Here is a 25,846-nt window from a genome sequence, read left to right as displayed (position 1 = left end):
CATCACTTGATGTATGCCCAGGTTTGGGTGTGCGATCAGAACCGCCCGGACAGGACGATCGACGCGCTTCGTCCCGGACCGACGAGCACGAACGGGGTGGCACTCTGATAGAGAGCGTCGTAGTAGAGCTTGTCGAAGATGTTGGCAACAAACAGCTTCGCCGTCCAGTTCTTGTCGAGCTTGGCTTCCGCGAACGCATCGAAGCGCCAGTAGCTCGGCAGCTCCGTGCCCTGGTTCGCCGCCAGCCAGGTGCCGCCGAAGATCTTCGAGCGGTACACCGCCTGGCCGCCGATCTCCCAGGTGTCGTTGATCTGGTACTTCGTCAGCAGGCTGAACGACTGGTGCGCGGTGTTGGCGAGCTGCAGGCCGACATTGCTGGTGAACAGCGCGGTGTTGGCTGGCGGGATGTTCGACTTCGTCACCTCGGACTGCATCAGCACGATGCCGCCGAAGATGCTCCATTTGTCGGTCAGCTTGCCGCCCGCCTGCAGGTCGATGCCGCGGATGCGGTAGGCGGCACCGGCCGAGAGACACGGCACGGAGCCGATGGTGCCTGCCGGATACGGGCAGTCCGCCGTGGCCTGCGCGGCGCTGGTGATGTTGCGTGACTCGCGGGCGTTCTCCTTCTCGGTCTGGAACAGCGCTCCGGTGACCAGCAGGCGACCGTCGAGCAGCTCCCACTTGGTGCCGATCTCGATCGAGGTGTTCTTCTCGGGCCCGAAGATCTGGTTGGCGCCGCCATTGGTGACCGCCGACAGGCCGCCATATTGCGGGCTGAGGCCGTCGAACTCCGCGCCGACCGGATTCGACGAGGTGGCGTAGGCCGCATAGAAGCTGGCGTAGGGCACCGGCTTCAAGGTCATGCCGACGTTGAAGTTCGGCATGCCGCTGGAGGCCGCCGTCGAACCCGGCGTGTTGGCGACGCCGTTGACGGTGCCGAAGCCGTCGACGCGGACGTCGTATTTGTCGTAGCGGACGCCGCCGTTGAGGATGACGAGATCGCGGTAGTTGACGCTGTCGAGCGCGTAGACGCTCGCCGAGTCGATCTTCACGTTCGTCGGGAATTGTCCCAGCGACGGAATGCCGAACGGTAGGTTGGTGAACTGCGGGTTGAACACGCTCACGCCCGAGAGCGAGCCGCTGCCCGCGAACGCCAGGCCCTGCTGCTCGGATGTCAACCCGGTGTAGCTGTTGATGCGCGCCTTTTCCTGCGAGACTTCGAGCCCCGCGAGCACGGTGTGCCTGAAGTTGCCGGTATCGAACTTGTAGGTCGCCTCGAGCTGGTTGGCGAGCACGTCGGTCTGCTGGAAGCGGCTCTGCGGATTGGCCCGGATCGTCGAATTCGACAGCGGGTTGGTGAGCGTCGGGCCTTCCGGCAGCGTGCCGATGTAGTTCAGGGTCGAGCGCGACACCCGGATCTTGTCGGAGATCGTCAGGTCTGGGGTGACCTTCACCTCGGCGTTGAACGTACCGATGTCCTGTCCGACACGCGAGAAGTCGCGGTTGACGAAGCCGTACCAGGCGTTGCGCGGCGAGCCGACCTCGGGGAACGGCACGCCGGCGGTGAGCGTGCTCGGCCGATAGTAGGGCACGCCGAAGTCCGGACGGCCGGTCACCTCGTTATGGATGTAGTTGGCGGACAGGGTCACGGTGTCCAGCGGCGTCCACTTGGTGGCGATGAAGCCGCCGTTGCGGTTGTCGGTGACGTAGTCGCGGCCGGCGACGCCGGCATCCTGGAACAGGCCGCCGACGCGGGCAGCGAAGGTCGGCGTGATCTTCTGGTTGACGTCGATGACCACGCGCTTGGTCTGGTCGGTGCCGAGCGTGGTGTCGATGTTGTAGAAGCTGTTCTCGGTCGTGGCCTGCTTGGTCACGATGTTGATCGCGCCGCCGGTGGTGCCGCGGCCGGCGAAGGACGACGCCGGGCCGCGCAGGATCTCGACCTGCTCGGTGAAGAAGTTCTCGCGCACGGAGACGCCGGCGTCACGCACGCCGTCGATGAAGACGTCGTTGCGGGCGTCGAAGCCGCGGATGAAGAAGCGGTCGCCGAACGCGTTGCCGCCTTCGCCGGTGCCGAGCGTCACGCCGGCGGTGGAGAGCACCGCGGATTTGAGGCTGGTGGAGTTCTTGTCCGCCAGGATCTCCTTGCTCAGGACGGTGACGGTCTTCGGCGTGTTGAGCAGCTTCTCCGGAAACTTGCCGGAGGCCTGTAGCCGCTCGCCCTTGTAGTCGGAGGCGGGGCTGGAATAGGGGTTGCGGTCGGGCGGCAGATTGCTCTTCGGCGCCGCGGCCTGTTGCTGTTGTTGCTGGCGGGCGGCGCGGCGCATCGCGTCGCGGGCGCGGACCTGGTCCGCGGTCGGGCGCGAGGCGGCCGGCTTGGGGCGCGCCACCGGGGCTTCGACGGTGACGGACGGCAGCGGCGCCTGTTGGGCTTCGGCACCGGAGAACGAGGCAACCGCGATCAGGCTCGCGACTGCCGAGACTTTCACACCGGAAATCTCGGGAGATGGATCCCACTCGTGTCCGCTTGCCCCTCGCAAGCTCCTTGGAAAGACTGCCTTACCCATACTCGACCACCCCATTCGTTACGCAAAACTTTGACTTGGGTTCGTTTCAACGCCCGCAACCGGCGCGCGCTTGTTGCGAATGCAAGTCAAGAAGCGGGGGAAAGCGGCCCAAAGCTGGTTCCGCCGATGGCCGGAATGCGAAAAGTTTCCATTCATTTCTGAGAATGAGAGTTGTTCGCAGACTGTCGCCCCGTAGCAACAGTTGAAACCTCCTGGTTGAACCGATCTCCGTCATTCAATTGCTGATGAGAGAATTGGTGGTCTTTCACGTCGTCTCGCGAGGTGGATCGTTCGCTTGACGATCACTTCGGTCGATCTTCGGTTCGAGCTGCTCCCCGCCGCGTCGCGAGATGCGGCGGGAATCTGGCAAATCTGTTGCCTGATCGGGGCGCGTGTGCGGCTCGGAACTTCGCCGTGGTGATCAGGTAGAACGCGGCGCCCGGAGCGATCTGGGTGAACGGGACGTTGCCGCGGTGGCAGGTGTCGGAATGGAGCGGTTGGTGAGGTTCCGAGCGTAGACCTTCATGCGGGGGCCGGCATCTGCAGCGGTCTCGACCGTGAGATCAGCGGCGCTCGGCGATGATCGCGACCGGCCCGCCGCCGTCGGGACCCTGATGCTCGGCGCCGCCTGAGACGAACAGGTCGGTGAAGCCGAACAGCCCGGCCAGCGCGCCGCCGACGAAGGCGCGGGCATGGCGGGTCGAGGAGACGTCGCTGTCATCCAGCATGGTATGCCGCTGGCCGCGCAGCCGGCCGCTCTGCGCCGCCTCCGCCTTCGCGAGCACCGCGGCGATGCGGCTGCGATCGGCCGCCGCGACCTGGCCCGGCACGTTCAGGCCGAGCCGGGCGAGCGCCTGCCGGGCCGGCTCGATGTCGATGGCATCGCCCATGACGGCATGATCGATCGCGAGCGGCCCGCTCCAGGTGGCCGACATGCCGGCCACCAAGATCTCGTGGTCGAGCAGCTCGACGCCGCCCGAGGTGGCCGCGCGCCCGCTGTAGCGCGAGACGTCGGCGCAGATCGTCGCGTCGGAGACATCGGCGGCGGCGAGCTCGCCGAGCGCGATCGCGACACCCAGCGCCGAGGCGCCGCGCGAGAAGCCCATCGACTTCAGCGTATCGCGCACGGCGGTGCGCTGTCCCCGGGCCTCGACCGCCTCGATGCGCTCCATCGTCAGCAGCGGACATTTTACCTGCACATAATGGACGTCGGAAGGATCGCTGATGCCGGCGTCGGTCATTGCCGCGCGCACGCCGGCGGCCACGAGCTCGACCTGCGGCATGCGGCCGAGATGCTCGCCCGGCAGCGCCGGCGTGCGCGCGCGCCCCAGCGCCAGCGATGCCGGGAAAGCGCGCGGCGCCGCGGCGTCATCCCCGTCGCGTGCCTCGAACACGATCATGTGCGGCGACAGCGCGCCCTCGGTGCCGCCCGACATCACCATCGCGATCTGCCGCACGGCGTCGGCTGCGAGATAGCGGCCGAGCAGCGTCTCCAGCGAGCGCACGGCGAAGGCGCGGGTGAAGTCGTTGACGCAGCCATTGCCCTCGGTCTTGCCGAGAATGGCGACGATGCCGGCGGGATCGATCGCGCCTTGCGCGATTCCGGCCTCGAGCGCGCCGACATCGTCCGGGCTGCGCATCGGAAGGCGGTGAACGTAGGCGCGGCGCAGCGTGGTCGGCATGTCGAGAACTCCTGTCGGGCGTCCGGCGACACTAGGCAATCACGAAGCCGCGCGCGACGGTGTTCCGGGATGGTCCGCGTGCTATCCTCCGCAATCCCATCTCGACGACCGGTGATCCATGCCTCTCTGGACCTGCTTTCAATGCGGCGCGCAGTTTCCCGATACGAAGGCGCCGCCCGGCCATTGCGTCGTCTGCGAGGACGAGCGGCAATATGTGAATTGGAAGGGACAGAGCTTCCTCAGCCGCGACGACCTTGCTGGCCGGCATCAGGTCATCTGGCGCGAGGATGACGGCCTGACCGGCCTCGCTCTGGACCCGAGCTTTGCGATCGGCCAGCGCGCGCTGCTCGTTCCCGAGCCGGACGGCTGCGTGATGTGGGACTGCATTCCCTTGGCGACCGATGCGGCCATCTCCCGCGTCCGCTCATTGGGCGGCCTGAAGGCCATCGCGGTGTCGCATCCGCACTACTATGGCGCGGTCGCCGATTGGAGCGCCGCGTTCGGCAACGCGCCGGTCTATCTCCATGGCGACGACCGCGCCTTCGTCACCCGGCCGCATCCGGCGATCGTGCCATGGACGGGCGATCGCCTTGCCATCTCGGATGACGTCGTGCTGCTGCGGACCGGCGGGCATTTTGCCGGCGCCACCATCCTGCATTGGCGCAAAGGTGTCGGTGGCAAGGGCGCGCTGTTGACCGGTGACATCGCGATGGTGGCGATGGATCGCCGCCACGTCAGCTTCATGTATTCCTATCCGAACTACATCCCGCTCGGCGCCGCCGCCGTGCGCCGCATCGCCGATGCGGTCGCGCCGCTGGCCTTCGACCGCATCTACGGCGCGTGGTGGCAGAAGAACATCGGCGACGATGCGAAGGCGGCGTTCGATCGCTCGGTGCGGCGTTATCTCCAGGCGATCGCCTGAGCCGCCGGCTTTGCGGAATCCCCGTAAAGTAACGGGGCATTAGGTACAACCAGAAGGTTGTTTCAGCGCATCTTGCAGTCTTTGGTCGGATGGTATCGAAGTATCCCGGGCGGAATGGGGTACCTCAATGCATTTGCCATCATGCTCGTCGGCGACTGGCGCCATCGTGCCGGCCGGCCTCCTCGTGCATTCAGACCTCCGATCAGCTCCCCATCATCCGGTGTCCGCCTCCAGCGCCGGCGACCTGTCCTGGCGCTGGATTCTGTTGGCGCTGGTGCTCGCCATCGTGCTCGCGGTGCCGTTCCTGCTGGTCGATGTCCCGCCGGTGCTCGACTATCCCAACCACCTCGCGCGGTTGTTCGTGCTGGCGCATCCCGACGATCCCGTGCTGTCGCAGATATACGCGCCGAACTGGCGCATCCTGCCCAATCTCGGCATGGACGTGATCGGCGTCGCGCTGCTGCGCGTCACCGACGTTCATGTCGGCGGCCGCATCCTGCTCGCGCTCAGCCTGTTCGCGCCGCTCGTCGGCGTCGTCACCTATCACCGCGCGGTGTTCGGCCGGCTGTCGTTGTGGCCGCTGGCGGCCGGCATCGTCGCCTATGACGGCGTCTTCCTGCTCGGCTTCATGAATTTCCAGCTCTCGCTCGGCCTGGCCCTCGGCGGCGCCGCCGGCTGGGTGGCGCTGCGCCGTCGGGGCGGCTGGCTGCCCGCGATCGCCTGGGGCGCCATCGCCGCGGCGGCCGCCTTCCTCTGCCACATCTTCGGCCTGCTGTTCTTCGCGGTTCTGATCGGCGCCGGAGAGGCCGATCGGCTGTGGCGGCTGCGCCGGTCGCCGGTCCTGGCGCGGGAGTTCGCTGTCGCTGCCTGTGCGCTCGGAGTCACGCTCAGCCCGGCCGTGCTGCTCTATGGGCTCTGTCCGCTGGGCGAGGGTGGATTGCAACTCGGCGACTGGGACGGACCGCCGAAGCTGTGGCGCATCATGACGCCGTTCCTGACCACCAGCGCCGAGCTGACGATCATCACGACGGTCGTGGTGATGTCTGTGTTGGTCCTCGTCCGGCGCCAGCTCGTCGTCGCGCCGGGCGTTCCGCTGGCGCTGGCGGCGCTGTTCACGGCCTTCGTCGCCGCGCCGTGGACGGCGCTGGGAGGAACGTTGATCGACATGCGCTTTGCCGCGATGTGCGGCCTGCTGCTGTTCGCCGGCTTGCAGCCGGTCGTGTCCGGCAGGAAGGCGGTGCTCGTCGGCATCGTCCTCTCGGGGCTGATGTTGATTCGGACCGCGGATATCGCATCGGCATGGATCGATCACAGGGTGGACCTTGCCGAACTGCGCGCGGCGATCGCGCATGTGCAGCCCGGCGCGCGCGTCATCGCCGCGCATGGCCACGAGCAGCCCGTCTCCAGCCGGCGCGAGCGGATCCTGCCCGGATTCCGCTACGTCGATTCCCATATGGCGGCGCTGCTCGTGATCGAGCGGCGGGCGTTCTGGCCGCTGATGTTCGCCCATCCGAACCAGCAGCCCATCACGGTCCGTCCCTCTTTCGCTCGTCTTGCGCAGCCGCTGGCCGAGCCCGCCGCGTGGCGCTGGCTGCAACCTGACACGCCGCCCGCCGACGTGTTGCCGCTCGCGCGCTATCTGGCCGGCTGGCGGTCGAACTTCGATGCTGTCCTGTTGCTCGACCCGCCAGTCCCTGAGCAGCCGGTCGCCGGACTCACGCCGCTCTATCTCGGCAGCTACATCCAACTGTTCCGCATCGGGCAGGGCACCGGCACCACCGCTGTGCAGGAGCCTCAGCCCGCTCCGCCGGCGGCCTCACCTTCGTGAAGCCGGAACGACGGCCGCCGCTCCCCATCCGTCTCCAGTGATCCCTTGTCTCCGTTCGGCCGTTGCCTTGCGCTGGCCGGGCGCTAGGCGCGCTCGGTGGCGCCACAACGGAGAAGCGACATGCGACGCATCGTGCCGGGGCCGGGCCAGGAATCGGTGTGGGACTATCCGCGGCCGCCGCGGCTGGAGCGCTGCACGGCGCGGCTGCGCGTCGCATTTGCCGGCGTCACCATCGCCGACACGCAGGATGGCCATCGCGTGCTCGAGACCAGCCATCCTCCGGTCTACTACATCCCGCCGCAGCATGTCGCGATGCAGTGGCTGCGGCGCGCGCCCGGCCGGTCGTTCTGCGAGTTCAAGGGCGTCGCCGGCTACTGGACGCTGGAGGTCGGCGGCCGCGTGTCCGAGCAGGCCGCCTGGAGCTACGAGCAGCCGACGGCGCCATTCGCACCGATCGCGGGCCATCTGGCGTTCTATGCCTCGCGGGTCGAGGCCTGCTTCGTCGGCGACGAGCGCGTTGCCGCGCAACAGGGCGATTTCTACGGCGGCTGGATCACCTCTCGTGTCGTCGGACCGTTCAAGGGCGGGCCGGGTACGCGGCACTGGTAGACAGGCTCCCGTCCCGATGCATGATCCGGTCGCCGATCCTGATCGTAGGGATGAATGGTGACGGCAGCCTGCGCATGCAGCGCGGCCTGACTTGGCTGGGGCCGCAATCCCTGCCGGACCAGATCTCATCTTCACGACGCCGGGGGAATGCCATGCGACGGTTGATGAAGTTTCTGCACACGATGGGCGCGATCGGCATGATGGGCGCGATGGCCTGCCTCGTCGTGCTGCTCGGCCTCATCCCGCAGCCGTCGGTGTCGCTTGCGCACTATGCCGAGATGCGCGCGGCGATGGGCGCCATCGTGCGCTACGTGTTCTTCCCCTCGCTCGGCCTGACCCTGGTCGCCGGCCTGCTGGCGATCGCGATCAACCGCGCGCTGCACAGCGCCGGCTGGGCGCTCGCCAAGCTCGCTTCCGGCATCCTCGTCTTCGAATGGGGCTTTGCCGCCGTGCAGGGACCGATGCAGGAAGCCGCCGAGGAGGCCGCGCGCGCCGTCGCCGGCCAGATCGATCCGGCGACGCTTGCGCCCAACTTCGGCACCGAGCAGGGCGCCATCTGGGTCATGCTCGGCGTCGCCACCGTGAACGTCATCCTGGGCGTCTGGCGGCCGAAGTTTACCAACCTGCCTGATTGAGGAGACTGGGCGCTGGAGGCTGGTGCTACAGTGCGTCGTCGAGGCAGCGCCGTAGTTCGGCGACCGTGGTCACGACACGGCTTGCACCGGCCGCGGCGAGTTGCTCCGCGGTGTGATAGCCCCAGGTGACGCCGATGCCGGGGACGCCTGCAGCCTTTGCCATCAGCATGTCGAAGCTGGTGTCGCCGATGAAGACGGCATCATCAGCCGCGACGCCGGTCTCAGCCAGCGCCTGCAGCAACATGCCGGGATGCGGCTTCGACGGTGCCTTGTCTGCCGCCTGAATGGTGCTGAACCGATCGCGCCAGCCGAGCATTTCGAGCGCCGGCACGACGGCCTTTGAGGTATGTCCGGTCGCTATCGCAAGCACGGTGCCGGGCCTGCAGCTCAGGGCGCCCAGCAACTCGCCGATTCCATCGAACGGCCGCTCGGCAAAGGCGGCATCGCCGCGTAGTTGCGGCAGCACCCGGCCATAGGCCTGCACCATGCTCATGATTGGAGCGCCGTCGCCGGCGAGCTCGGCGAGCACGAGCTCCAGGGAGCGGCCGATCAGCGCCAAGCTGTCCTGCGCGCTAGGCACCGGCAGCCCGAAGTCCGCGAACACGATGCGATGGCATTCGAGGATCAGGGCCCGGCTGTCGACCAGCGTGCCGTCGAAATCGAAGATGATGAGCTGCACGGAGTGGGCTTTCGGGTGGGCGTTCATGGCGAGAGACTAGACCGCGCGCGGGCCGCCTATTTCAATTCCAGCTCCTGCGCGAAGCGCAGCAGGTAGCCGTCGGGATCCTGCACCAGAAACTGGCGTTGGCCGCGTGCCCGCTCGCCCACCCGATACCAGGCTTCGCGACATTCTTCGAATAGCGGCCAGTTCCCTTGTTCAAGCGCGGCCAGCAACGGCGTGATGTCATCAATGATGATCTGGAAATTGATCCCCCGTCCGAACGGCCGTTCGAGGGGGGCGGTCTCCCAGTTGCCGTTGTGCTGCATCAGCATCACCTGTGCGCCCTGCAACTCGATATACATGAAGCGGTCTTCGGGACGCTGATAGGCGATCCGAAAGCCCAGCAGGTCGCACCAGAAGCTCTTGCTCGCATTGAGGTCACTGACGTCGAGCTCGGGGACGAGAGAAGCGAAGCCACCGGTGGGCAATCTGTCGGATGAAGCGGTCATACTGCTCCATCATAGCCGGCAGCGCGCGCGAGAGCCACGGCGTTTGATCTGTCCAATGGATGCGGTCAGTTGCTTGCTGCGCTCGCTGCTGCACAGCGAAGCGCGGGCCAAAACGCAGGTCTTGATCGCTGCTTCAGCGCGATCGCCCCGTCGAGGCCACCGAGAAGAAGATTTTTGTTGCTATTTTTCCGAAATCATGTTTTTCTCTCCCCATCCCGCCTCGTGCAGAGGGACGTACGCGTCGTCACGAACGTGGAGGTGGGCTGCGATGGACGTGACGGCTGCGCCAGACGAGCGCAGTTCGGCGCGGACGGCGAAGTCGTGTGGTCCTGGCCTCTCGACGCTGAGGTCAAGTTCGCTTTCGATGCTGTGACGGCTCGGGGCGGGCGATGGGGGCAAGAACGCCGATCCCCAGGGAGAGCGCGAAGGACACCGTTAAAACCGATCGCGCGGGGGAGGCCGGTTGTCAGGCCCGACCTGTGGTGACTGCCGCCTGCTTTCTTGTTGCAGGCGGGCCATGGGCCGCGGTCAGCACCCGGCCTTCCCCGCGCCCTCTCATTTTCAGAGGGACGACTGCCGCATCACTCGGGCACCGATCGTGCCGCGGGATCGCGAACACGCATGCAAGATCACATGTTCAGGATGTCATCAGGGGGCGGGCCCGCAGCCTCCGACGACGCGCATTGTCTTCAGCTGGTCATGCCCGACGCCAGCGCCGCCGCGGCGCTGACGCCGGCCATGTCGACGTTTTCAGAGCTGCGTCGCCCGCAGCTCGATCGTGAGCGGTACGGTCGTGCGCTTGGCGGCCGGATCGGCCGGCATCTGCAGCACGCGGGCGCGCTGGCCGGTGGCGAGGTCGGTGACCTTGACGATTCGGCCATTGGAGAATTCGAGCGCATCGTGATGTTCGGTCGGCTTGTTGGTGTCGACCTGCCGGAAGCGGGCGAGATGGGCGCCGACCTTGCGCCGGAAGAAGAAGCCCTTGATGCGGACATCGTCTTCGAAGGCGAGCTCCGTGCCCGGCCGCAGGCAGACGGCGGTCAACGGGTCGTCCTTGGTGCAGAAGCCGCGGGTCTCCGTGCCGGGAAATCGACAGGAGACCAGCACGTCGGCAGTTTTGGCATCGCGGGAAGCAACAGTATGGAGGCTGTAGTCACACATGGGGAGCTCCTGAAGGCCGCCAGCACTGAGGCCGCAACGGCGCAGCAGGAGAGTTGTTCCATGTTGTTGCAGCCCGTCTGCTCAAGGACTCCCGCCGCGGGACCGGCCGGCGGCGGGAACTCGCGATCAGGTGAGATGCGCAGCTTCTTCGGCCTCGTCCTCGGCGGCGCCCCAATGCGAGGCGTCCTTGATGGTTGGATCGATCAGCTCGCCGCGCAGCAGCGCCAGCGGCGACTTCCAATACAGCGCGATGTTGTGGAACGGGTCGGTCAGCACCTTGAAGGCCCAGATCAGGCCCGTCGAGACATCCTGCATTGCAAACAGCTGGATGACGCGAAACAGGCCGCCGCCGATGCCGACCGCGAGCCAGAGCAGGCCGACGTGGCGGACGAAGTCCATCCGGCCGGTCGGCTCGGCGAACAGGCCGAACAGCGTCGGAAACGCGAACAGCGCCACCGGCACCAGGCCCCACACCGTCAGCAGCACGATCTTGCGGGTCTGATTGTAGCCGACCTTGACCGCTTCCTTGTAGTCGTTGCTGACGCCGTTGACGTGGTCATAGCCGTTCGGTTCGAAGAAGAAGTGCCCGGTCTGCCGCGTCAGCATCGCGAGCCAGCCGACCAGGCCGGCCATCGCCGGATCCTTGAACAGGAGCGCATAGCACACGAGGAAGATCACGGCGCTGACCAGGTGCAGCGTCTGATTGATCCGGCTCTGATGATAGTAGCGATAGTCGTCGAAGCGCTGCGTCTGCAGCGTCTTGTAGTAGCGCGACATGCGAATCCCCGTGCCGTTGTGGAACGAGGCGAAGACGTAGAGGGCCTCGGTGAAGGTGGCGTGACATTATGATGTTGTCACAATGAAACCGACCGGGATCGGATCGGGAGCCGCAATGTGCGCAAGCGAGCGGACTCTGCGCCGGCGCACGACTCGCCGGCTGGTCTCTCTGTCTGCCGCAAAATGCGGAGAAACGGCTTTGATCCGGATCAAAGCCGGCTGCCGATGTGACGTGTTGCGGCCTGCGTCAGCCGGCGGGCGACCTTGCCAGCCGGATCGCCTCGCTCAGGATCGCCCGGTCACCGATATGGTTGGCGAGCAGCAGCACCAGCCTGGCGTTCATGCGCAGCGCCTCGTCCTCGCCGAGGTCGCGCTGGCCGCCGATCAGCTCGGCATAGAAGTCGTCGGGATCGCTGATGTTCGGGGTGAGGGTCAGGCTCATGCTGCAAGCTCCTGCTGGACCGCGCCGCGCCTGCCGCAGGCGCGCCGGACCGCGTCCGTGATCGCGTCCCCGTCGAACTGCGGCCAGCGGGCGGTGACATATTGATCGGGACGGAACAGATAGGTCGTGCCGGGCGAGGCGCCGTATCGTGCCGCGAGCAGGCCCGTGGCATCGGCGATGTCGCGACCGACGACGATCACCTGCGCCGTGATGCCGTCGATGGTGAGCTGCTCGGCCGTCACGGCGGGGTCGAACGTGACCACGGTGAAGCTGGAGCCGAGACAGTTCAGCAACCAGCCGGGCTCGCCCGCGATCGTCACCGGTGCATCGGCGGCATTGGTGCCAGGCGTCATCGCGCCGGGGACGTTGCCGCCGTCAGGCGTATTCAACGACGACGCGACATAGGGCGTCGGCGTCGACAGCCGGCCGCTGTTGACCAGCGGCCGCGCAAAGCTGTGGTTCTGTGCGAGGTCGAGCACGGCGTCGCGGTAAAGACGACTGGCTTGCGTCTTCGGCGTGATGAAGTCCGTCGCGCGCGTCGAGTTCAGGATGTTGTCGTCGGCGGCAAAGGCGCGCTCCTCGTGATAGCTGTCGATCAGGCTCTCCGGCGCCTCGCCGCGCAGCACCATTGCCAGCTTCCAGGCGAGGTTGTCGATGTCCTGCACGCCGGTGTTGGCGCCGCGGGCGCCGAACGGCGACACCTGGTGCGCCGCGTCGCCCGCGAAGAGGACGCGGCCGTGACGGAAATTGTCGATCCGGCGGCAGGCGAACTGATAGATCGACACCCATTCGAGCTCAAATTCGGTGCTCTCGCCGAGCATGGCCCGGATGCGCGGGATCACGCGCTCGGGCTTCTTCTCCTCGTCCGGATTGGCGTCCCAGCCGAGCTGGAAGTCGATGCGCCAGATGTTGTCGGACTGGCGATGCAGCAGCACCGACTGCCCCGGATGGAACGGCGGATCGAACCAGAACCAGCGCTCGGTCGGAAACTCCGCCTTCATCCTGACGTCGGCGATCAGGAAGCGGTCCTGAAAGAACTGGCCCGTGAACTCGGCGCCGACCATGCGCCGCGTATCGGAATTGGCGCCGTCGCAGGCGATCACCCACTGCGCCTCCATGGTGAAGATGCCGTCCGGCGTCTCCACCGCGAGCTGCGCGAAGTCGTCGGTCTGCTTGAGGCTGACGACCCGATGCTTCCAGCGCAGATCGATCAGCGGAGTCCTGTTGCAGGCATCGACCAGAATCTCCTCGAGATAGTATTGTTGCAGGTTGATCATTGCCGGCCAGCGATGGTCGGGCTCGGGCAGCAAATCGAATTGATAAGAGAGCTGGTCGCGGAAGAACACCTTGCCGATGTTCCAGCTCACGCCCTTTTCCACCATCGGCGCGGCGCAGCCGAGCCGATCCCAGATCTCGAGCGGGCGCTTGGCGTAGCACACGGCGCGAGAGCCGATGCTGACGGTGTCGTTGTCGTCGAGCACGACCACCGGCTGGCCGCGGGCGGCGAGATCGAGCGCCGCCGTCAGGCCGATCGGCCCGGCGCCGATCACGACGATCGGATGGCGGCGGGTCTCGCCGCTGCGCTGCTCTACCGAGCAGACATAGGGAAATCGCGGATAGACATAGTTGCTCATGGCTGCCTCGCCTGGCGCGTTGCGGTCGGGACTGTCGGGACGAGCAATCGCTCAGTCGCTGCCTGCGAATTCCTTCTCGTGCATCCAGGCGGTGTGCCGCGGCGGCTTCTTGGTGGTCGCCCATTCGTCGACCATGGCGTGGGCGACCGACTTCATCCGCGCGATCTGCTCGGGCGTTGCAGTCCAGGCCGCGATCTCCAGCCGATGGCCGCTCGGATCATGGAAATAGATCGACTTGAAGATGGTGTGGTCGGTGATCCCGACGACGTCGAGGCCGGCGGCCTCGGCGCGCGCCTTGGCTTCTTCCAGCTCCTCCATGTCCTTGACCTGGAAGGCGATGTGCTGGGTCCATTCCGGGGTGTTCGGATCGCGGCCCATCGGCGGCGAGTTCGGCAGCTCGAAGAAGGCGAGGATGTTGCCGTTTCCCGCATCGAGGAAGATGTGCATGTAGGGATCGGGCGCCTTGGTCGAGGGCACCTTGTCCTCGGCGATGGCGCCGAGCAGGTCCATGTTGAGGACCTTCTTGTAGAACTCGACCGTGGCCTTGGCGTCGACGCAGCGATAGGCGACGTGATGGATCTTCTCGATCTGCATGTCTTCTCCTCCCATGTTCGTGGTTGGCAAGATGGTAACGGATGATACGATCTGGTCGCCTTGATCCAGATCAACCCGATTGGGATCGGATTGAGGTCGCCAGGGGCGAGCGCCCGGAACGGACGAGGGCAGAGGACGCGATGACGAAGCTGGCCAGCGACATGCGGGACCGCAAGCAGGGCGAGGCGGCCACGGAGCGCGAGCTCCGATTGCAGCGCTATTTTCCCTACCGGCTGGCCCGGCTCGCCGAGCAGGTGTCGCTGGCGGTGGCGGAGGTCTACGGCGACAGGTTCGCGCTGTCGCGCCAGGAATGGCGCATCTTGGCGGCGCTGGGCGAGCAGCCGCAATTGCCGACCAAGCAGATCGGCCGGCTGACGACGCTCGACAAGATGAACGTCAGCCGCGCCATGCAGAGCCTGGAGGCGCGCGGGATCGTCAGCCGCAGCCGCGATCCCGAGGACGGCCGCGAGCGGATCGTGGCGCTGACGGCCGCCGGGCGGGCGCTGTACCGCAGAATCGTGCCCCATGCGCTGGCGCGCGAGGCCGAGCTGCTCAGCGTGCTTTCGGCCGCCGAGATCGCGACCCTCGACACGGTCATCGACAAGCTGCTCGCGGCCGCCGAACGATCGCTCGATGATCCCCCCGGCCGAAAGGCTTGATCGGTGCCGCCGCCGCGCTATATCGACGGTCTCTCTCCACCCCTGATAGCATGGGCCAACGTACGACGATGACCGACACCGCCACCGTTAGCCATTCCTTCCAGGCCGAAGTCTCCGAGCTGCTCCATCTGATGGTGCATTCGGTCTACTCCGAGACCGACATTTTCCTGCGCGAGCTGATTTCGAACGCCTCGGACGCCTGTGACAAGCTGCGTTACGAGGCGATCGCCAGACCCGACCTGATCGGCGAGGGCGAGGCGCCGCAGATCCGCATCATCCCGAACAAGGCCGCTGATACGCTGACCATCGCCGACAGCGGCATCGGCATGGAGCGCCAGGAACTGATCGACCATCTCGGCACCATCGCCCGCTCCGGCACCAAGGCGTTCGTGCAGAAGCTGGCCGAGGCCAAGGACGGCACCGGCCTGATCGGCCAGTTCGGCGTCGGCTTCTACTCGGCCTTCATGGTCGCCGACCGCATCGTCGTGATCAGCCGCCGTGCCGGCGGCAGCGAGGTCTGGACGTGGACCTCGTCGGGCGGCGCCGGCTTCGAGGTGGCGCCCGCGTCCGAGGAGGATGCCAAGCGGGTGACGCGCGGCACCGAGATCGTGCTGCACCTCAAGGACGACGCCAAGAAATATCTCGAAACCTATGAGATCGAGCGCATCGTCACCGCCTATTCCGACAACATCCAGTTTCCGATCATGCTGGTGCCGGAGGAGGGCGAGCCGCGCCAGATCAACTCCGCCAGCGCGCTGTGGCAGCGCTCGAAGTCCGAGCTGACGTCCGAGGACTACAGTAAGGCCTACAAGTCGATTGCGCACGCGTTCGACGAGCCGGCGATGACGCTGCACTACCGCGCCGAGGGCCGCTATTCCTACGCGGTGCTGCTGTTCGCGCCGTCGACCAAGCCGTTCGACCTGTTCGAGCCGGCGCGCAAGGGCAAGGTCAAGCTCTATGTTCGCCGCGTCTTCATCACCGATGACGCCGACCTGATGCCGGCCTATCTGCGCTTCATCCGCGGAGTGATCGACAGCGAGGACCTGCCGCTCAATTTGTCGCGCGAGATGCTGCAGAACAATCCGCAGCTGGCGCAGATCCGCAAGGCCGTGACCACGCGCGTGATCGGCGAGCTGGAGCAGCTCGCCGACAAGGATGCCGAAAACTTCGACAAGATCTGGGATTCGTTCGGCGCCGTGATCAAGGAAGGCCTGTACGAGGATTTCGAGCGCCGCGACAAGCTGCTGGCGCTGTCGCGCTTCACCACGACATCGGGCGAGCGGCGATCGCTGAAGCAATATGTCGAGGGTCTCAAGGAGAACCAGACCGAGATCTATTTCCTGGTTGGTGACAGCATCGAGCGGCTGAAGTCCAATCCGCGGCTCGAGGCCGCCAAGGCGCGCGGCGTCGAGGTGCTGCTCCTCACCGATCCGGTCGATGCGTTCTGGACCTCGGCACGGCTGGAGTTCGACGGCAAGCCGCTGAAGTCGCTGAGCCAGGGCGACATCAATTTCGACCCGATCCCGGTAACCGAGCCGACGCAAGCGGACGAGGCGCAGCCGGCGGCCGACGAGGCCAACACGATCGCGTTGATCAAGGCGAGCCTCGGCGACCACGTCACCGACGTGAAGGTCTCGACCCGGCTTACCACCAGCGCGTCGTGCCTGGTGGCCGGCAGCCATGGTCCGGATCGCGAGCTGGAGCGCATCCTGTCGCAGCAGGCGCGCGGGGCGCGCACCAAGCCGATCCTCGAGATCAATCTGCGCCATCCGCTGGTCGTGGCGGTCGCCAAGGCCGCCGCCGACAAGGCCAAGGTCGACGATCTGTCGTTCCTGCTGCTCGAACAGGCGCAGATCCTCGACGGCGAACTGCCGGAGGATCCGGCCGCCTTCGCGGCCCGTCTCAACCGGCTGGTGCTGCTGGGCGTCGCGGGGGCCTGAGGCAGGCGGGTCGCCGGGCGCGGAGGTCAGTTCTTCGCGCTCACCTGCGGGACCAGCTTGCGCCAGTGCATGATCTCGGCGCGGTAGGTCGCGGCATAGACGCCGACGTCGCCGGTGAGCGGCGTGGCGCCGACCTCGGCGAACTGCCTGCTGATGTCGGGATCGGCCAGCGCGGCGTTGATCTCGCGGTTGAGCAGCTCGACGATGGCTTTCGGCGTGCCGTGCGGCACCGCGACGCCATAGAAGCCGGAGGTTTCGAACGCCGGCAGCACGTCGGCGACCGGCGGCAGATCGGGGAAGGCGGCGGCGTGCTCGCGCGTCGTGACGGCCAGCGCCCGGACCTTGCCGCTGCGCAAAAGGTCGGCGGCGGAAGCGGCGTTGTCGAACATCGCGTGGATATGGCCGGAGGCGAGGTCGGTCAGGGCCGGCCCCGAGCCACGATAATGCACGACTGACCAGGTGATGCCGCCGAGGGTCCGGAACAGCTCGGCCGACAGCAGCTGGACGGTGCCGGGACCGGCGGAGCCGACGCTGAGCTTGCCCGGGTTGGCCTTCGCATAGGCCAGGAATTCCGGCAGCGTCTCGACCGGCAGCTGCCGGCTGACCAGCAGCAGCAGCGGCATGCGCGCCATGCCGGCGACGGGGATGAGATCGCCCTCGGCGCCGGGCGAGCCGTCGGTCGAGGCCGTAATGACGTTGGCGGTCGAGGTCGCAAGGATCGTGTAGCCGTCCGGCGCGGCGCTCGCGACGCTCTTGGTGGCGGTCGCGCCGCCCGCACCCGGCCGGTGATCGAGCACGAAGGGCTGGCCCAGTCGGCGGGTCAGCCGGTCGCAGATCAAGAGCGACAGCCGGCCGGTGGCCCCGCCCGGAGCAAACGGAATGACCCAGGTGACGGGCCGAGCCGGATAGGGCGCATCAACTCCGGCGAACGCCGTGGTCGAAGTCATGGCTGCAACGCTGCTCCAGGCGGCGCAGCGCAGCAAGGCGCGTCGTGTCATCGTGTCCTTGGGCATGCCGGCCTTCGCGTTGGCATGTTCTGGGAGCGGTACGCTAACCGGCATTTCCGAGAACTTCGTAAAGGATCGCATTCGCATCAACAGCGACGCACTCTCGGCCGGTTAACCCTCCCGATTAACGGCCGGTCAGGCCACCCGGCCTATAAGCACGCCGAATTGGGGTGAGGGCGTTCATGAACTCCGGGCAGTCGGATCGATCTGTGGAACTCAGCACGGCCCCTCGGAAGCCGTCGGCAGCGAAGATCTGGCTGAAGGCGATCGAGCTGACCTCGCGCATCGAGGCAGAGCCGGCGCGGCTGTTCGCCGACGTGGTGGACGACTGGGCCGCGAAGCAGCCCGAACGGCCGGCGCTGATCTCCGATCGCGAGACGCTGAGCTATTCCGCCCTGTCTGGGCGCATCAACCGATACGCCCGCTGGGCGCTGGCCAATGGCATCGGGCCTGGCCACACGATCGCTTTGATGATGCCGAGCCGGCCCGACTACCTGGCCGCCTGGCTTGGGATCAGTCGCGTCGGCGGTGTGGTTGCGCTCATCAATGCCAATCTCATCGGACCGTCGCTTGCGCATTGCATCAATGTGGCTCGGCCAGTCCATGTGATCGTCTCCAAGGACTTCCATGAAGCCTATACGGAGGTTGCGCCGTTGATCGCGGGCGGGCCGCGTGTCTGGATTGCCGGCGGCGGCGATCTCGACGTCGCGATCGCCGCGATGGATACGCACGCGCTCGACGCGACTGAGCGCCGCGCCGTGACGATCAACGACCGCGCGCTGCTGATCTACACCTCCGGCACGACGGGCCTGCCCAAGGCCGCCAGCATCAGCCATCGCCGCATCATGAACTGGGGCGGCTGGTTTGCCGGCCTCACCGGCGCAGGTCCCGACGATCGCCTCTATGACTGTCTGCCGGTCTATCATTCCGTCGGCGGCATCGTCGCGCCTTGCAGCATGCTGCGCGCCGGCGGTGCGGCGGTGCTCGCCGAGAAGTTTTCGGCGAGCAATTTCTGGCGCGACATCGTCCGTCACGATTGCACGCTGGTGCAATATATCGGCGAGCTCTGCCGCTACCTGCTGGCCGCCGCGCCATCCGATTTCGACCGCGCCCATCGGCTGCGGCTCGCCTGCGGCAACGGAATGCGCGGCGACGTCTGGGAGGCGTTCCAGGCGCGCTTCGCCATCCCCCAGGTGCTGGAATTCTACGCCGCGACCGAAGGCAACTTCTCACTCTACAATGTCGAGGGCAGGGTGGGATCGATCGGGCGTGTGCCGTCGCTGCTTGCGCATCGCTTTCCCGCCGAAATCATCAAGCTGGATGCCGACCAGCGCGCACCCTTGCGCGGACCCGACGGGCGGTGCCTGGTCTGCGCGCGCGGCGAGATCGGCGAGGCCATTGGCCGCATCGGTACGGCGGACCAGCGAGGCGGCCGCTTCGAAGGCTATACCGATACGGGCGAGACCGAGAAGAAGATCCTGCGCGACGTCTTCGCCAAGGGCGATGCCTGGTTCCGCACCGGTGACCTGATGCGCCAGGACGACCAGGGCTTCTTCTATTTCGTCGATCGTCTCGGCGACACCTTCCGCTGGAAGGGCGAGAACGTCGCGACCAGCGAGGTGAACGAGGCGATCCTGCAATGTCCCGGCGTGTTGGAAGCATCGACCTATGGTGTCGTCGTGCCCGGCAGGGACGGACGCGCCGGCATGGCTGCGCTCGTCGTCGGCGACAGCTTCGATCTCGATCGCCTCTCTCTAGAACTTGCCCGCCGATTGCCGCCCTATGCTCGGCCGGTGGCGCTCCGCATCACGTCGTCGCTGCAGTCGACCGAAACATTCAAGCAGAAGAAGCAGGCGCTGATGCGCGACGGCTTCGATCCGTCGATCGTGCATGAGCCGCTCTACGTGCGCGACGCCGGGACGGGTGCCTATTGTCTGCTCGATCGGGATCTCCATGCGCGGATCCTCGCCGGCGAGGTTCGTTTGTAGATGATTTTAATCATAGGCCATGATGGGTATTTACCAACGGTCCCGAAAGATGGCTGGCAAGTCCGGCTTCCTTCACCTTCTCGTCCTATGGTCGGTTTCATCGTTTGAACAGTGAGCGGATTGGCCCATGTCGGTACGGTTAAGAATTATTGCAGCGATCAAGCAGATTGCGGACGAGCAGAAGGTCAAGCTGCCGCCGCTGACCGACGAGCTGACGTTGCACGAGACCGGCTTCGACTCGCTCGCTTTCGCCATCCTGGTCGCCCGTCTCGAGGACGATCTCGGCGTCGATCCGTTCACCCTGTCCGAGGATGTGACGTTCCCCAACACGATAGGCGACTTCATCGGGGCCTATGAGAATGTCCCCGCGTGAGATCTTCGCCCTTCGCGACCATCTCGGGGCGGCGCTGACCGAGCGGACGATCTCCGATCCGCGTCACCTCCTATCGCTCGCCGAGCTGTCGCGTGGAAGCTGCCTCGGCGGCCGCAGCGCAGAGCTCAACGGACGTTCGGTGCTGCTGGCGACGTCCGGTCAGTTGCTCGCCGGCTTGGCGCTGATCGAGATCGACGGCGTCGCACGGCGCCTGTTGTTGTGTCCGCCGGATCTCAAGGGCGAGCATCTCGCCAGCATCATCGCCGATGCTGACATCGACGCCATCGTGACCGACGAGGTCCAGCGTTTCGACGCCTGCGGCGTCGATCTCGTGATCGAGGTCGCCCTGCCGCAGCCTTTCGCCGAGGTGGTGCAAACGGCGCGTGCCACCGAATGGCTGATGCTGACATCAGGCACGTCGGGCGTGCCGAAGATTGTCGGGCATACGCTCGAGGGCCTGTGCGGCGCGATCATCGGCGACCGCCCCGTACCTGGCGAAGCGATGCCGGTGTGGGCGACCTTCTACGACATTCGCCGCTATGGCGGCCTGCAGATCTTCCTGCGTGCCATCGTCGGCGGCGGCTCGATGGTGCTGTCGGATCCGGGCGAGGGGCTCACGGACCACATCGCGCGCCTCAACGCACGCGGCGTCACTCACATGTCCGGAACGCCGTCGCATTGGCGCAAGCTGCTGATGAGTGGGTCGGTGGAAGGCTTTGCGCCGCGCTACGTGCGTCTCTCCGGCGAGATCGCCGACCAGGCCGTGCTCGACGGATTGAAGCAGGCATTTCCCGGCGCTTCGATCGGTCATGCCTACGCCTCGACGGAGGCCGGCGTCGGCTTCGCGGTCAATGATGGGCTGGAGGGTTTTCCTGCGACGCTGCTCGGCGAGGGCCGCGGTGCCGTCGACATGAAGGTCGTCGACGGCTCGCTGCGCATCCGCTCCAGGCGCGCGGCGCACGCCTATGTCGGACGCTCTGCCGCCGCCCTGACCGACACGGATGGTTATGTCGACACCGGCGACATGGTCGAGCTGCGCGGCGATCGCTACTACTTCGTCGGACGCCGCAACGGCATCATCAATGTCGGCGGGCTCAAGGTCCATCCCGAAGAGATCGAAGCCGTGATCAATGGCCATCCCGAGGTGCGGATGTCGCGCGCCAAGTCGCGGCGCAGCCCGATCACCGGCGGCATCGTCGTCGCCGAGGTCGTGCTGACGGCGGATGCCGATCCGGTACGGAGTGAGACGGTCCGCAATGAGATCCTCGCCGCGTGTCGCGCGCGTCTCGCGGCCCACAAGGTGCCGGCGATGATCCGCGTCGTGCCAGCGCTCGACGTCACTCCGGCCGGCAAGCTGGCGCGCGCCGATGCATAATGTTCTCGTCACCGGCGGCAGCCGTGGCATCGGGCTCGCCATCGCGCGCAGGCTCGCGGGAGCGGGCTATGACGTCATCGCGGTGGCCCGCCGGGAGAGCGACGAGCTGCGCGCCGCGATGGCCGAGTTCAGCGCCAGCAGCGCCGGCATTCATTTCCGCGCCTGCGACCTCAGCATCGTTGATGAACTACCGGCCTTCGTGAAGTCGGTGCGCGACGAGTTCGGTCCGCTCTATGGTCTCGTCAACAATGCCGGTCTCGGCACCGAGGGCCTGCTCGCGACCATGCACAATTCGGAGATCGAGGCACTGGTGCGGCTCAACGTGCTGGCGCCGATGATCCTGACGAAATACGTCGTTCGTCACATGATGGCCGCGGGCGAGGGCCGGGTGATCAACATCTCCTCGATCATCGCCTCTACCGGCTATAACGGCCTGTCCGTCTATGGCGCGACCAAGGCGGCCGCCAACGGCTTCACGCGCTCGCTGGCGCGCGAGGTCGGCAAGGTCGGCATCACCGTGAACGCGATCGCGCCGGGCTTCATCGCCACCGAGCTGACGCAGAGCATGGACGAGGAGCAGCAGCGGCGCATCGCCGGCCGCAGCGCGTTGCGGCGGCTGCCGGAGACGCATGACGTGGCCGCGATGGTTGAATTCCTGCTCGGCGACGGCGGGCGCAATGTTACCGGCACCGTGCTGACGGTCGACGCAGGCAATACCGCCTGAGGCCATTTGCGGCGATCGGTCGCTCTCGCCGTTGATTTCGCTCAAGCGTCCGACGGGCGGCAGCAGCGATAGTGCCGGCGCAATCCGGAACCGGTATCCATGTTCGAGCGCATTCTGCGGTGGACCCTCGTCGTGATCGCAATCGCGGGCCTCGCCGCGGGCGGCCTCGCGCATGTGCTCGGTCGCCCCGATCTTGCCGGGATCGCGTTCACGGCCTCGACCGTTCCTGTCATCCTGGGGCTGATCGTCTCGATCGTCCGCGATTTTCTGGCCGGCCGCATCGGCGTCGACGCGATCGCGCTGGTGTCGATGAGCGCGGCGATCATCCTCGGCGAGCCGCTGGCCGGCGCTGTCGTGGCGCTGATGTATTCCGGAGGCAACGTGCTGGAGGACATTGCCGTCGCCCGCGCCGAGCACGATCTGCGCGCGTTGGTCGATCGCGCGCCGCGTGAGGCGCATCGCCGCCGTGGCGACGAGATCGACAACGTTCCGATCGCCAGCGTCGCGGTCGGTGATCGCCTGATGGTCCGCGCCGGCGAGATCGTCCCGGTCGACGGCATGGTCGAAACAACCATCGCCGTCGTCGACGAGTCGGCGCTCACGGGCGAGCCCATCCCGGTGATGAAGACGCGCGGGATGGCGATCCTGTCGGGATCGGTGAACGCCGGCGACACGTTCGAAATGGCGGTCACGGCGACCGCGGGCGAAAGCACCTATGCCGGCATCGTCAAGCTGGTGACGACGGCCCAGACCGCGAAAGCGCCGTTCGTGCGGCTTGCCGACCGCTACGCGCTGATCTTCCTGCCCGTAAGCCTCGCTATTGCGGGGGCCGCCTATTTGGCCTCGGGCGATCTGATCCGGAGTCTTGCCGTGCTGGTGGCGGCAACGCCGTGCCCGCTGATTCTCGCCGCACCCGTCGCTTTCATTGCGGGTGTGGCGCAGGCGGCCCGAAGTGGCATTCTGGTCAAAGGCGGCGGCAAGCTCGAGGCGCTCGCGCGTGCCCATACCGTGCTGTTCGACAAGACGGGCACGCTGACCGTCGGCGGCGCGCGGCTGCTCTCGGTCGACGCGGCACCGGGCGAGGACGCCGATGCGGTGCTGCTGCTCTGCGCATCGCTCGAGCAGGCCTCGCACCACGTGGTGGCGCACGCGATCGTTCAGGCCGGCCAGGCCCGCGGGCTGAAGCTGAAGGTGCCCGAACAGGTCAGGGAGACGATGGGCTCGGGCCTCGAAGGGCTGATCGATGGCCGCCCTGTGATGGCCGGCTCGCGCGACCTCGTGCTCGGCAGCCGCACGCCGCCGGCTTGGGCGGCGCGCGCGATCCGCCGCGCGTCATGGCGTTCGGCCCTGATCGTCTTCGTCGCCGTCGAGGGGCGCCCGATCGGGGCGCTGCTGCTGGCGGACGAGCTGCGCGCGGATACGCCGCGGGCGATCCGCTGGCTGCGCGAGGCCGGCATCGCGCGCATGGTCATGGTGACCGGGGACCGCGCCGCGGCCGCGCAGGCGATCGGCGCGGCGCTCGACCTCGACGCCGTGCTGGCGGACCGTGTCCCCTCCGACAAGGTGGAGGCGGTCAGGAGCGAGCAGCGGCTGCATCCCACCATCATGGTCGGCGACGGCATCAACGACGCCCCGGCGCTGGCCTGCGCCGACGTCGGCATCGCGCTCGGCGCCCGCGGCGCCAGCGCCTCGTCGGAAGCCGCCGACGTGGTCATTCTGGCCGATCGGCTCGATCGGGTCGGCAAGGCGATCGTGATCGCCCAGCGCGCCCGACGCGTCGCCCTGGAGAGCATCTTCGCCGGCATGGGCCTGTCGTTCGTCGCGATGGGGGCCGCCGCCTTCGGGCTGCTGCAGCCGGTACCTGCGGCCCTGGTCCAGGAGGCCATCGACGTCGCCGTCATCCTGAACGCGCTCCGCGCTCTGTTCCCGGCTGGACGCAGCAAGGCCGGCCGGATCACGGCCGAAGACGGCCGAGGGCTCAGGCATGATCACCAGGCGCTGCTGCGCGGCCTCGACCGCCTGCGCTCGATCGTCGATGCGCTCGACGAAGCCTCGCCGGACGGCGCCGTGGCGCTGATCATGGAGGCAAACGGCTTGGTGCAGGACAAGGTCGTGGCGCATGAGCGCGACGACGAAGGATCGGTCTATCCGAAGCTCGCGCGGCTCCTGCAGGAGAGCCATGGCCTGTCGGCGATGAGCCGGGCGCATCGCGAGATCCTGCATCTGGCGCGCCTGCTCGGCCGGCTGGTCGAGGATCTGCCGTCCGAGCATGTGGACCGCTATCTGATCCGCGATGCGCAACGGGTGATCGAGGCGATCGAGACGCTGGTGCGCATGCACACGGCGCAGGAGGACGACATCTATGAGGCCGTGGTGGCGCGCTCGGCCGCCTGAACCGTTCGCGTCAGCCCGGATGCCGCGGCAGGTCGATCCGTTCGTTGGCGAATTCCGCAGGACCTTCGATCAGGCGGCGGATCCGCCGCTGGCGCTCCTCGGCCGACAGACTCGGATCGAGCATCCGATCGATCAGCCGGATCGCATTCTGCTCGATGGCGACGGGATCCCGCGACGTGGGCTGCCCGGCTGCTGCCGGCCGCGATGCATGCAGGCCGATCGTGAGCAACTGGCCGATGGCGTCGGAGCGTGTCATCTGGTGAGCCTCCGCCCAGGCGTCGATCTCGGCGGTGAGCTCCTGGGACAGCTTCACCGCACTCACCGCATCATGTCCCAGCCGGACGGCCGGGCTGTGATCCCTGCGGACGTCGGAGAATGGCGTCATGTGTTTGCCGGACGTCATCTGCCTGTTGATCATATCAGCCTAAAGTATGCGGGAGGGACTGGGATTTGATTTCGATCAAGGACGTCCTAAGAAAGCGGCCTCTCGCGGCGGTTCCGCCGCCGGATGCCACGCGTGTCGCTGCTGCCAGGCAGGCCACGGAGCTTAATACTGCAGACAGTCAGCAAGCCCATGCGATTCCTCCACACTTTCCAAGTCTATGATTTCCTCGACACGCTCGTCAGCCTGTTCGCAGCTTTCGTGCTGGGGACGCTGATCGGCGCCGAGCGGCAATACCGGCAGCGCAGCGCCGGCCTGCGCACCAACGTGCTGGTCGCCGTCGGCGCGGCCGCCTTCGTCGATCTCGGCAACCGCCTGACCGGTGCCGACGGCGCGGTGCGGATCATCGCCTATGTGGTGTCGGGCATCGGCTTCCTCGGCGCCGGCACGATCATGAAGGAGGGCATGAACGTCCGCGGGCTCAACACCGCGGCGACGCTGTGGGCGTCCGCCGCGGTCGGCGCCTGCGCCGGCGCCGACCTGATCGCGCAATCGGTGGCGCTGACCGTGTTCGTGCTGGCCGGCAACACGCTGCTGCGGCCGCTGGTCAACGCGATCGATCGCATCCCGCTCAATGCGCAGACGTCGGAGGCGCACTACGAGATCGTCCTGACCACCGACGGGCTGCGCGCCGCCGAGCTGCGCGAGGCGCTCGACGAGCGGCTGGAGGCGGCCAAATACCCGGTGCGGGAGACCGAGGTCGTCTATCGCTCCGAGGACATCGTCGAGATCGTCGCGACGCTGGTGCCGCTCGCGGTCGATACGGTCGATCTCGACCGCGTCGTGTCCGAGCTGGCGAAGCTCGCCGGGGTCCGTCATGCGACCTGGAACGTCAGGGCGCTGGTGTGACGGCATTGCCGGACCAGCATCGCCGCACCGGCGGCGGGGCGCTCGCCACACCTCGTGGCTGCCGGCCGCCGGCG

23 protein-coding genes are annotated in these 25,846 nt (G+C 66.9%); 12 read left to right on the top strand and 11 right to left on the bottom strand.

Annotation, left to right across the window (positions count from 1 at the left end):
• Positions 1-35 precede the first annotated feature (35 nt).
• Together ACQR0U_RS20330 and ACQR0U_RS20325 are read right to left on the bottom strand one after the other, a co-directional pair.
• Positions 36-2,567 carry a TonB-dependent receptor gene (locus ACQR0U_RS20330; RefSeq protein ID WP_434843619.1) on the bottom strand — a complete coding sequence of 844 codons (2,532 nt, stop codon included), beginning with the start codon at positions 2,565-2,567 and terminating at the stop codon, positions 36-38.
• Positions 2,568-3,130: 563 nt separating this feature from the next.
• The gene (locus ACQR0U_RS20325; RefSeq protein WP_434843618.1) at positions 3,131-4,249 is read right to left on the bottom strand and encodes a ring-opening amidohydrolase; all 1,119 of its coding nucleotides are present in this window, start codon (positions 4,247-4,249) and stop codon (positions 3,131-3,133) included.
• Positions 4,250-4,367: 118 nt separating this feature from the next.
• On the opposite strand from ACQR0U_RS20325, the gene ACQR0U_RS20320 reads away from it, so the two are divergent.
• From ACQR0U_RS20320 to ACQR0U_RS20305, 4 genes are all read left to right on the top strand, one after another.
• Positions 4,368-5,171, top strand: coding sequence for an MBL fold metallo-hydrolase (locus ACQR0U_RS20320; protein WP_434843617.1), 804 nt, complete (start codon positions 4,368-4,370; stop codon positions 5,169-5,171).
• Between the two features lie 220 nt (positions 5,172-5,391).
• Positions 5,392-6,999 (top strand): hypothetical protein, encoded by a 1,608-nt coding sequence (locus ACQR0U_RS20315; protein ID WP_434843616.1) that lies wholly within the window; start codon positions 5,392-5,394, stop codon positions 6,997-6,999.
• Positions 7,000-7,119: 120 nt separating this feature from the next.
• A complete protein-coding gene (locus ACQR0U_RS20310; protein ID WP_315828453.1) occupies positions 7,120-7,608 on the top strand; it encodes a DUF427 domain-containing protein in 489 nt (162 codons plus the stop codon).
• 152 nt (positions 7,609-7,760) lie between these two features.
• Positions 7,761-8,243 (top strand): hypothetical protein, encoded by a 483-nt coding sequence (locus ACQR0U_RS20305; protein WP_315828454.1) that lies wholly within the window; start codon positions 7,761-7,763, stop codon positions 8,241-8,243.
• 25 nt (positions 8,244-8,268) lie between these two features.
• On the opposite strand, the gene ACQR0U_RS20300 is transcribed toward ACQR0U_RS20305, so the two are convergent.
• The 7 genes from ACQR0U_RS20300 to ACQR0U_RS20270 all read right to left on the bottom strand — a co-directional run bounded on the left by ACQR0U_RS20300 (position 8,269) and on the right by ACQR0U_RS20270 (position 14,021).
• Positions 8,269-8,922, bottom strand: a complete 654-nt coding sequence (locus ACQR0U_RS20300) for an HAD family hydrolase (protein WP_315753728.1) — start codon at positions 8,920-8,922, stop codon at positions 8,269-8,271.
• A 56-nt stretch (positions 8,923-8,978) separates the two neighbouring features.
• Positions 8,979-9,413: a bleomycin resistance protein gene (locus tag ACQR0U_RS20295; RefSeq protein ID WP_434872229.1), complete on the bottom strand. Its 435-nt coding sequence runs from the start codon at positions 9,411-9,413 to the stop codon at positions 8,979-8,981.
• Between the two features lie 750 nt (positions 9,414-10,163).
• Positions 10,164-10,574 (bottom strand): hypothetical protein, encoded by a 411-nt coding sequence (locus ACQR0U_RS20290; protein ID WP_315753724.1) that lies wholly within the window; start codon positions 10,572-10,574, stop codon positions 10,164-10,166.
• A gap of 126 nt (positions 10,575-10,700) precedes the next feature.
• Positions 10,701-11,351 (bottom strand): Mpo1-like protein, encoded by a 651-nt coding sequence (locus ACQR0U_RS20285; protein ID WP_316171297.1) that lies wholly within the window; start codon positions 11,349-11,351, stop codon positions 10,701-10,703.
• 247 nt (positions 11,352-11,598) lie between these two features.
• The gene (locus tag ACQR0U_RS20280; RefSeq protein ID WP_315716512.1) at positions 11,599-11,793 is read right to left on the bottom strand and encodes a DUF2783 domain-containing protein; all 195 of its coding nucleotides are present in this window, start codon (positions 11,791-11,793) and stop codon (positions 11,599-11,601) included.
• A complete protein-coding gene (locus tag ACQR0U_RS20275; protein WP_434843614.1) occupies positions 11,790-13,427 on the bottom strand; it encodes an FAD-dependent oxidoreductase in 1,638 nt (545 codons plus the stop codon). Before ACQR0U_RS20275 ends, ACQR0U_RS20280 begins: the two co-directional genes overlap by 4 nt.
• Before the next feature lie 51 nt (positions 13,428-13,478).
• Entirely contained in the window at positions 13,479-14,021 is a 543-nt protein-coding gene (locus tag ACQR0U_RS20270) for a VOC family protein (protein ID WP_315716514.1), read from the bottom strand.
• Positions 14,022-14,161: 140 nt separating this feature from the next.
• Here ACQR0U_RS20270 and ACQR0U_RS20265 point away from each other — a divergent pair, with 140 nt between their 5' ends.
• Positions 14,162-14,680 (top strand): MarR family winged helix-turn-helix transcriptional regulator, encoded by a 519-nt coding sequence (locus ACQR0U_RS20265; RefSeq protein ID WP_316186074.1) that lies wholly within the window; start codon positions 14,162-14,164, stop codon positions 14,678-14,680.
• Between the two features lie 50 nt (positions 14,681-14,730).
• Complete coding sequence (gene htpG, locus ACQR0U_RS20260; protein WP_434843613.1) at positions 14,731-16,620, top strand: molecular chaperone HtpG; 1,890 nt, start codon at positions 14,731-14,733, stop codon at positions 16,618-16,620.
• 26 nt (positions 16,621-16,646) lie between these two features.
• On the opposite strand, the gene ACQR0U_RS20255 is transcribed toward htpG, so the two are convergent.
• The gene (locus ACQR0U_RS20255; RefSeq protein ID WP_316171301.1) at positions 16,647-17,633 is read right to left on the bottom strand and encodes a Bug family tripartite tricarboxylate transporter substrate binding protein; all 987 of its coding nucleotides are present in this window, start codon (positions 17,631-17,633) and stop codon (positions 16,647-16,649) included.
• A 176-nt stretch (positions 17,634-17,809) separates the two neighbouring features.
• On the opposite strand from ACQR0U_RS20255, the gene ACQR0U_RS20250 reads away from it, so the two are divergent.
• The 5 genes from ACQR0U_RS20250 to ACQR0U_RS20230 all read left to right on the top strand — a co-directional run bounded on the left by ACQR0U_RS20250 (position 17,810) and on the right by ACQR0U_RS20230 (position 24,481).
• On the top strand, positions 17,810-19,615 hold the full coding sequence (locus ACQR0U_RS20250; protein ID WP_434843612.1) for a long-chain-acyl-CoA synthetase: 1,806 nt from the start codon (positions 17,810-17,812) through the stop codon (positions 19,613-19,615).
• A gap of 127 nt (positions 19,616-19,742) precedes the next feature.
• Positions 19,743-19,988: an acyl carrier protein gene (locus tag ACQR0U_RS20245; protein ID WP_315716519.1), complete on the top strand. Its 246-nt coding sequence runs from the start codon at positions 19,743-19,745 to the stop codon at positions 19,986-19,988.
• Entirely contained in the window at positions 19,975-21,363 is a 1,389-nt protein-coding gene (locus tag ACQR0U_RS20240; protein ID WP_316174999.1) for an AMP-binding protein, read from the top strand. The genes ACQR0U_RS20245 and ACQR0U_RS20240 overlap by 14 nt, the downstream gene beginning before the upstream one ends.
• Entirely contained in the window at positions 21,356-22,087 is a 732-nt protein-coding gene (locus ACQR0U_RS20235; RefSeq protein WP_315716522.1) for an SDR family NAD(P)-dependent oxidoreductase, read from the top strand. The genes ACQR0U_RS20240 and ACQR0U_RS20235 overlap by 8 nt, the downstream gene beginning before the upstream one ends.
• Positions 22,088-22,186: 99 nt before the next feature.
• Complete coding sequence (locus ACQR0U_RS20230; RefSeq protein ID WP_315828459.1) at positions 22,187-24,481, top strand: heavy metal translocating P-type ATPase; 2,295 nt, start codon at positions 22,187-22,189, stop codon at positions 24,479-24,481.
• 10 nt (positions 24,482-24,491) lie between these two features.
• Here the strand turns inward: ACQR0U_RS20230 and ACQR0U_RS20225 are convergent, their stop codons facing one another.
• Positions 24,492-24,899, bottom strand: a complete 408-nt coding sequence (locus ACQR0U_RS20225; RefSeq protein WP_315716524.1) for a hypothetical protein — start codon at positions 24,897-24,899, stop codon at positions 24,492-24,494.
• 156 nt (positions 24,900-25,055) lie between these two features.
• Here ACQR0U_RS20225 and ACQR0U_RS20220 point away from each other — a divergent pair, with 156 nt between their 5' ends.
• Positions 25,056-25,772 (top strand): MgtC/SapB family protein, encoded by a 717-nt coding sequence (locus ACQR0U_RS20220; protein ID WP_315772367.1) that lies wholly within the window; start codon positions 25,056-25,058, stop codon positions 25,770-25,772.
• Positions 25,773-25,846: the final 74 nt, after the last annotated feature.

The sequence above is a fragment of the Bradyrhizobium sp. HKCCYLRH3097 genome, assembly GCF_051167875.1.
GTDB lineage: Bacteria > Pseudomonadota > Alphaproteobacteria > Rhizobiales > Xanthobacteraceae > Bradyrhizobium.
The sequence above is the reverse complement of the archived record's forward strand: the minus strand, read 5'-3'. Positions and strand labels throughout refer to the sequence as shown.

What these genes read in the sequence shown, in the direction of transcription:
- ACQR0U_RS20330 (WP_434843619.1), bottom strand. Translation starts at nt 2,567, where the DNA reads ATGGGTAAGGCAGTCTTTCCAAGGAGCTTGCGAGGGGCAAGCGGACAC.
- ACQR0U_RS20325 (WP_434843618.1), bottom strand. Translation starts at nt 4,249, where the DNA reads ATGCCGACCACGCTGCGCCGCGCCTACGTTCACCGCCTTCCGATGCGC.
- ACQR0U_RS20320 (WP_434843617.1), top strand. Translation starts at nt 4,368, where the DNA reads ATGCCTCTCTGGACCTGCTTTCAATGCGGCGCGCAGTTTCCCGATACG.
- ACQR0U_RS20310 (WP_315828453.1), top strand. Translation starts at nt 7,120, where the DNA reads ATGCGACGCATCGTGCCGGGGCCGGGCCAGGAATCGGTGTGGGACTAT.
- ACQR0U_RS20305 (WP_315828454.1), top strand. Translation starts at nt 7,761, where the DNA reads ATGCGACGGTTGATGAAGTTTCTGCACACGATGGGCGCGATCGGCATG.
- ACQR0U_RS20295 (WP_434872229.1), bottom strand. Translation starts at nt 9,413, where the DNA reads ATGACCGCTTCATCCGACAGATTGCCCACCGGTGGCTTCGCTTCTCTC.
- ACQR0U_RS20290 (WP_315753724.1), bottom strand. Translation starts at nt 10,574, where the DNA reads ATGTGTGACTACAGCCTCCATACTGTTGCTTCCCGCGATGCCAAAACT.
- ACQR0U_RS20285 (WP_316171297.1), bottom strand. Translation starts at nt 11,351, where the DNA reads ATGTCGCGCTACTACAAGACGCTGCAGACGCAGCGCTTCGACGACTAT.
- ACQR0U_RS20280 (WP_315716512.1), bottom strand. Translation starts at nt 11,793, where the DNA reads ATGAGCCTGACCCTCACCCCGAACATCAGCGATCCCGACGACTTCTAT.
- ACQR0U_RS20275 (WP_434843614.1), bottom strand. Translation starts at nt 13,427, where the DNA reads ATGAGCAACTATGTCTATCCGCGATTTCCCTATGTCTGCTCGGTAGAG.
- ACQR0U_RS20270 (WP_315716514.1), bottom strand. Translation starts at nt 14,021, where the DNA reads ATGCAGATCGAGAAGATCCATCACGTCGCCTATCGCTGCGTCGACGCC.
- ACQR0U_RS20265 (WP_316186074.1), top strand. Translation starts at nt 14,162, where the DNA reads ATGACGAAGCTGGCCAGCGACATGCGGGACCGCAAGCAGGGCGAGGCG.
- htpG (WP_434843613.1), top strand. Translation starts at nt 14,731, where the DNA reads ATGGGCCAACGTACGACGATGACCGACACCGCCACCGTTAGCCATTCC.
- ACQR0U_RS20255 (WP_316171301.1), bottom strand. Translation starts at nt 17,633, where the DNA reads ATGCCCAAGGACACGATGACACGACGCGCCTTGCTGCGCTGCGCCGCC.
- ACQR0U_RS20250 (WP_434843612.1), top strand. Translation starts at nt 17,810, where the DNA reads ATGAACTCCGGGCAGTCGGATCGATCTGTGGAACTCAGCACGGCCCCT.
- ACQR0U_RS20245 (WP_315716519.1), top strand. Translation starts at nt 19,743, where the DNA reads ATGTCGGTACGGTTAAGAATTATTGCAGCGATCAAGCAGATTGCGGAC.
- ACQR0U_RS20240 (WP_316174999.1), top strand. Translation starts at nt 19,975, where the DNA reads ATGTCCCCGCGTGAGATCTTCGCCCTTCGCGACCATCTCGGGGCGGCG.
- ACQR0U_RS20235 (WP_315716522.1), top strand. Translation starts at nt 21,356, where the DNA reads ATGCATAATGTTCTCGTCACCGGCGGCAGCCGTGGCATCGGGCTCGCC.
- ACQR0U_RS20230 (WP_315828459.1), top strand. Translation starts at nt 22,187, where the DNA reads ATGTTCGAGCGCATTCTGCGGTGGACCCTCGTCGTGATCGCAATCGCG.
- ACQR0U_RS20225 (WP_315716524.1), bottom strand. Translation starts at nt 24,899, where the DNA reads ATGATCAACAGGCAGATGACGTCCGGCAAACACATGACGCCATTCTCC.
- ACQR0U_RS20220 (WP_315772367.1), top strand. Translation starts at nt 25,056, where the DNA reads ATGCGATTCCTCCACACTTTCCAAGTCTATGATTTCCTCGACACGCTC.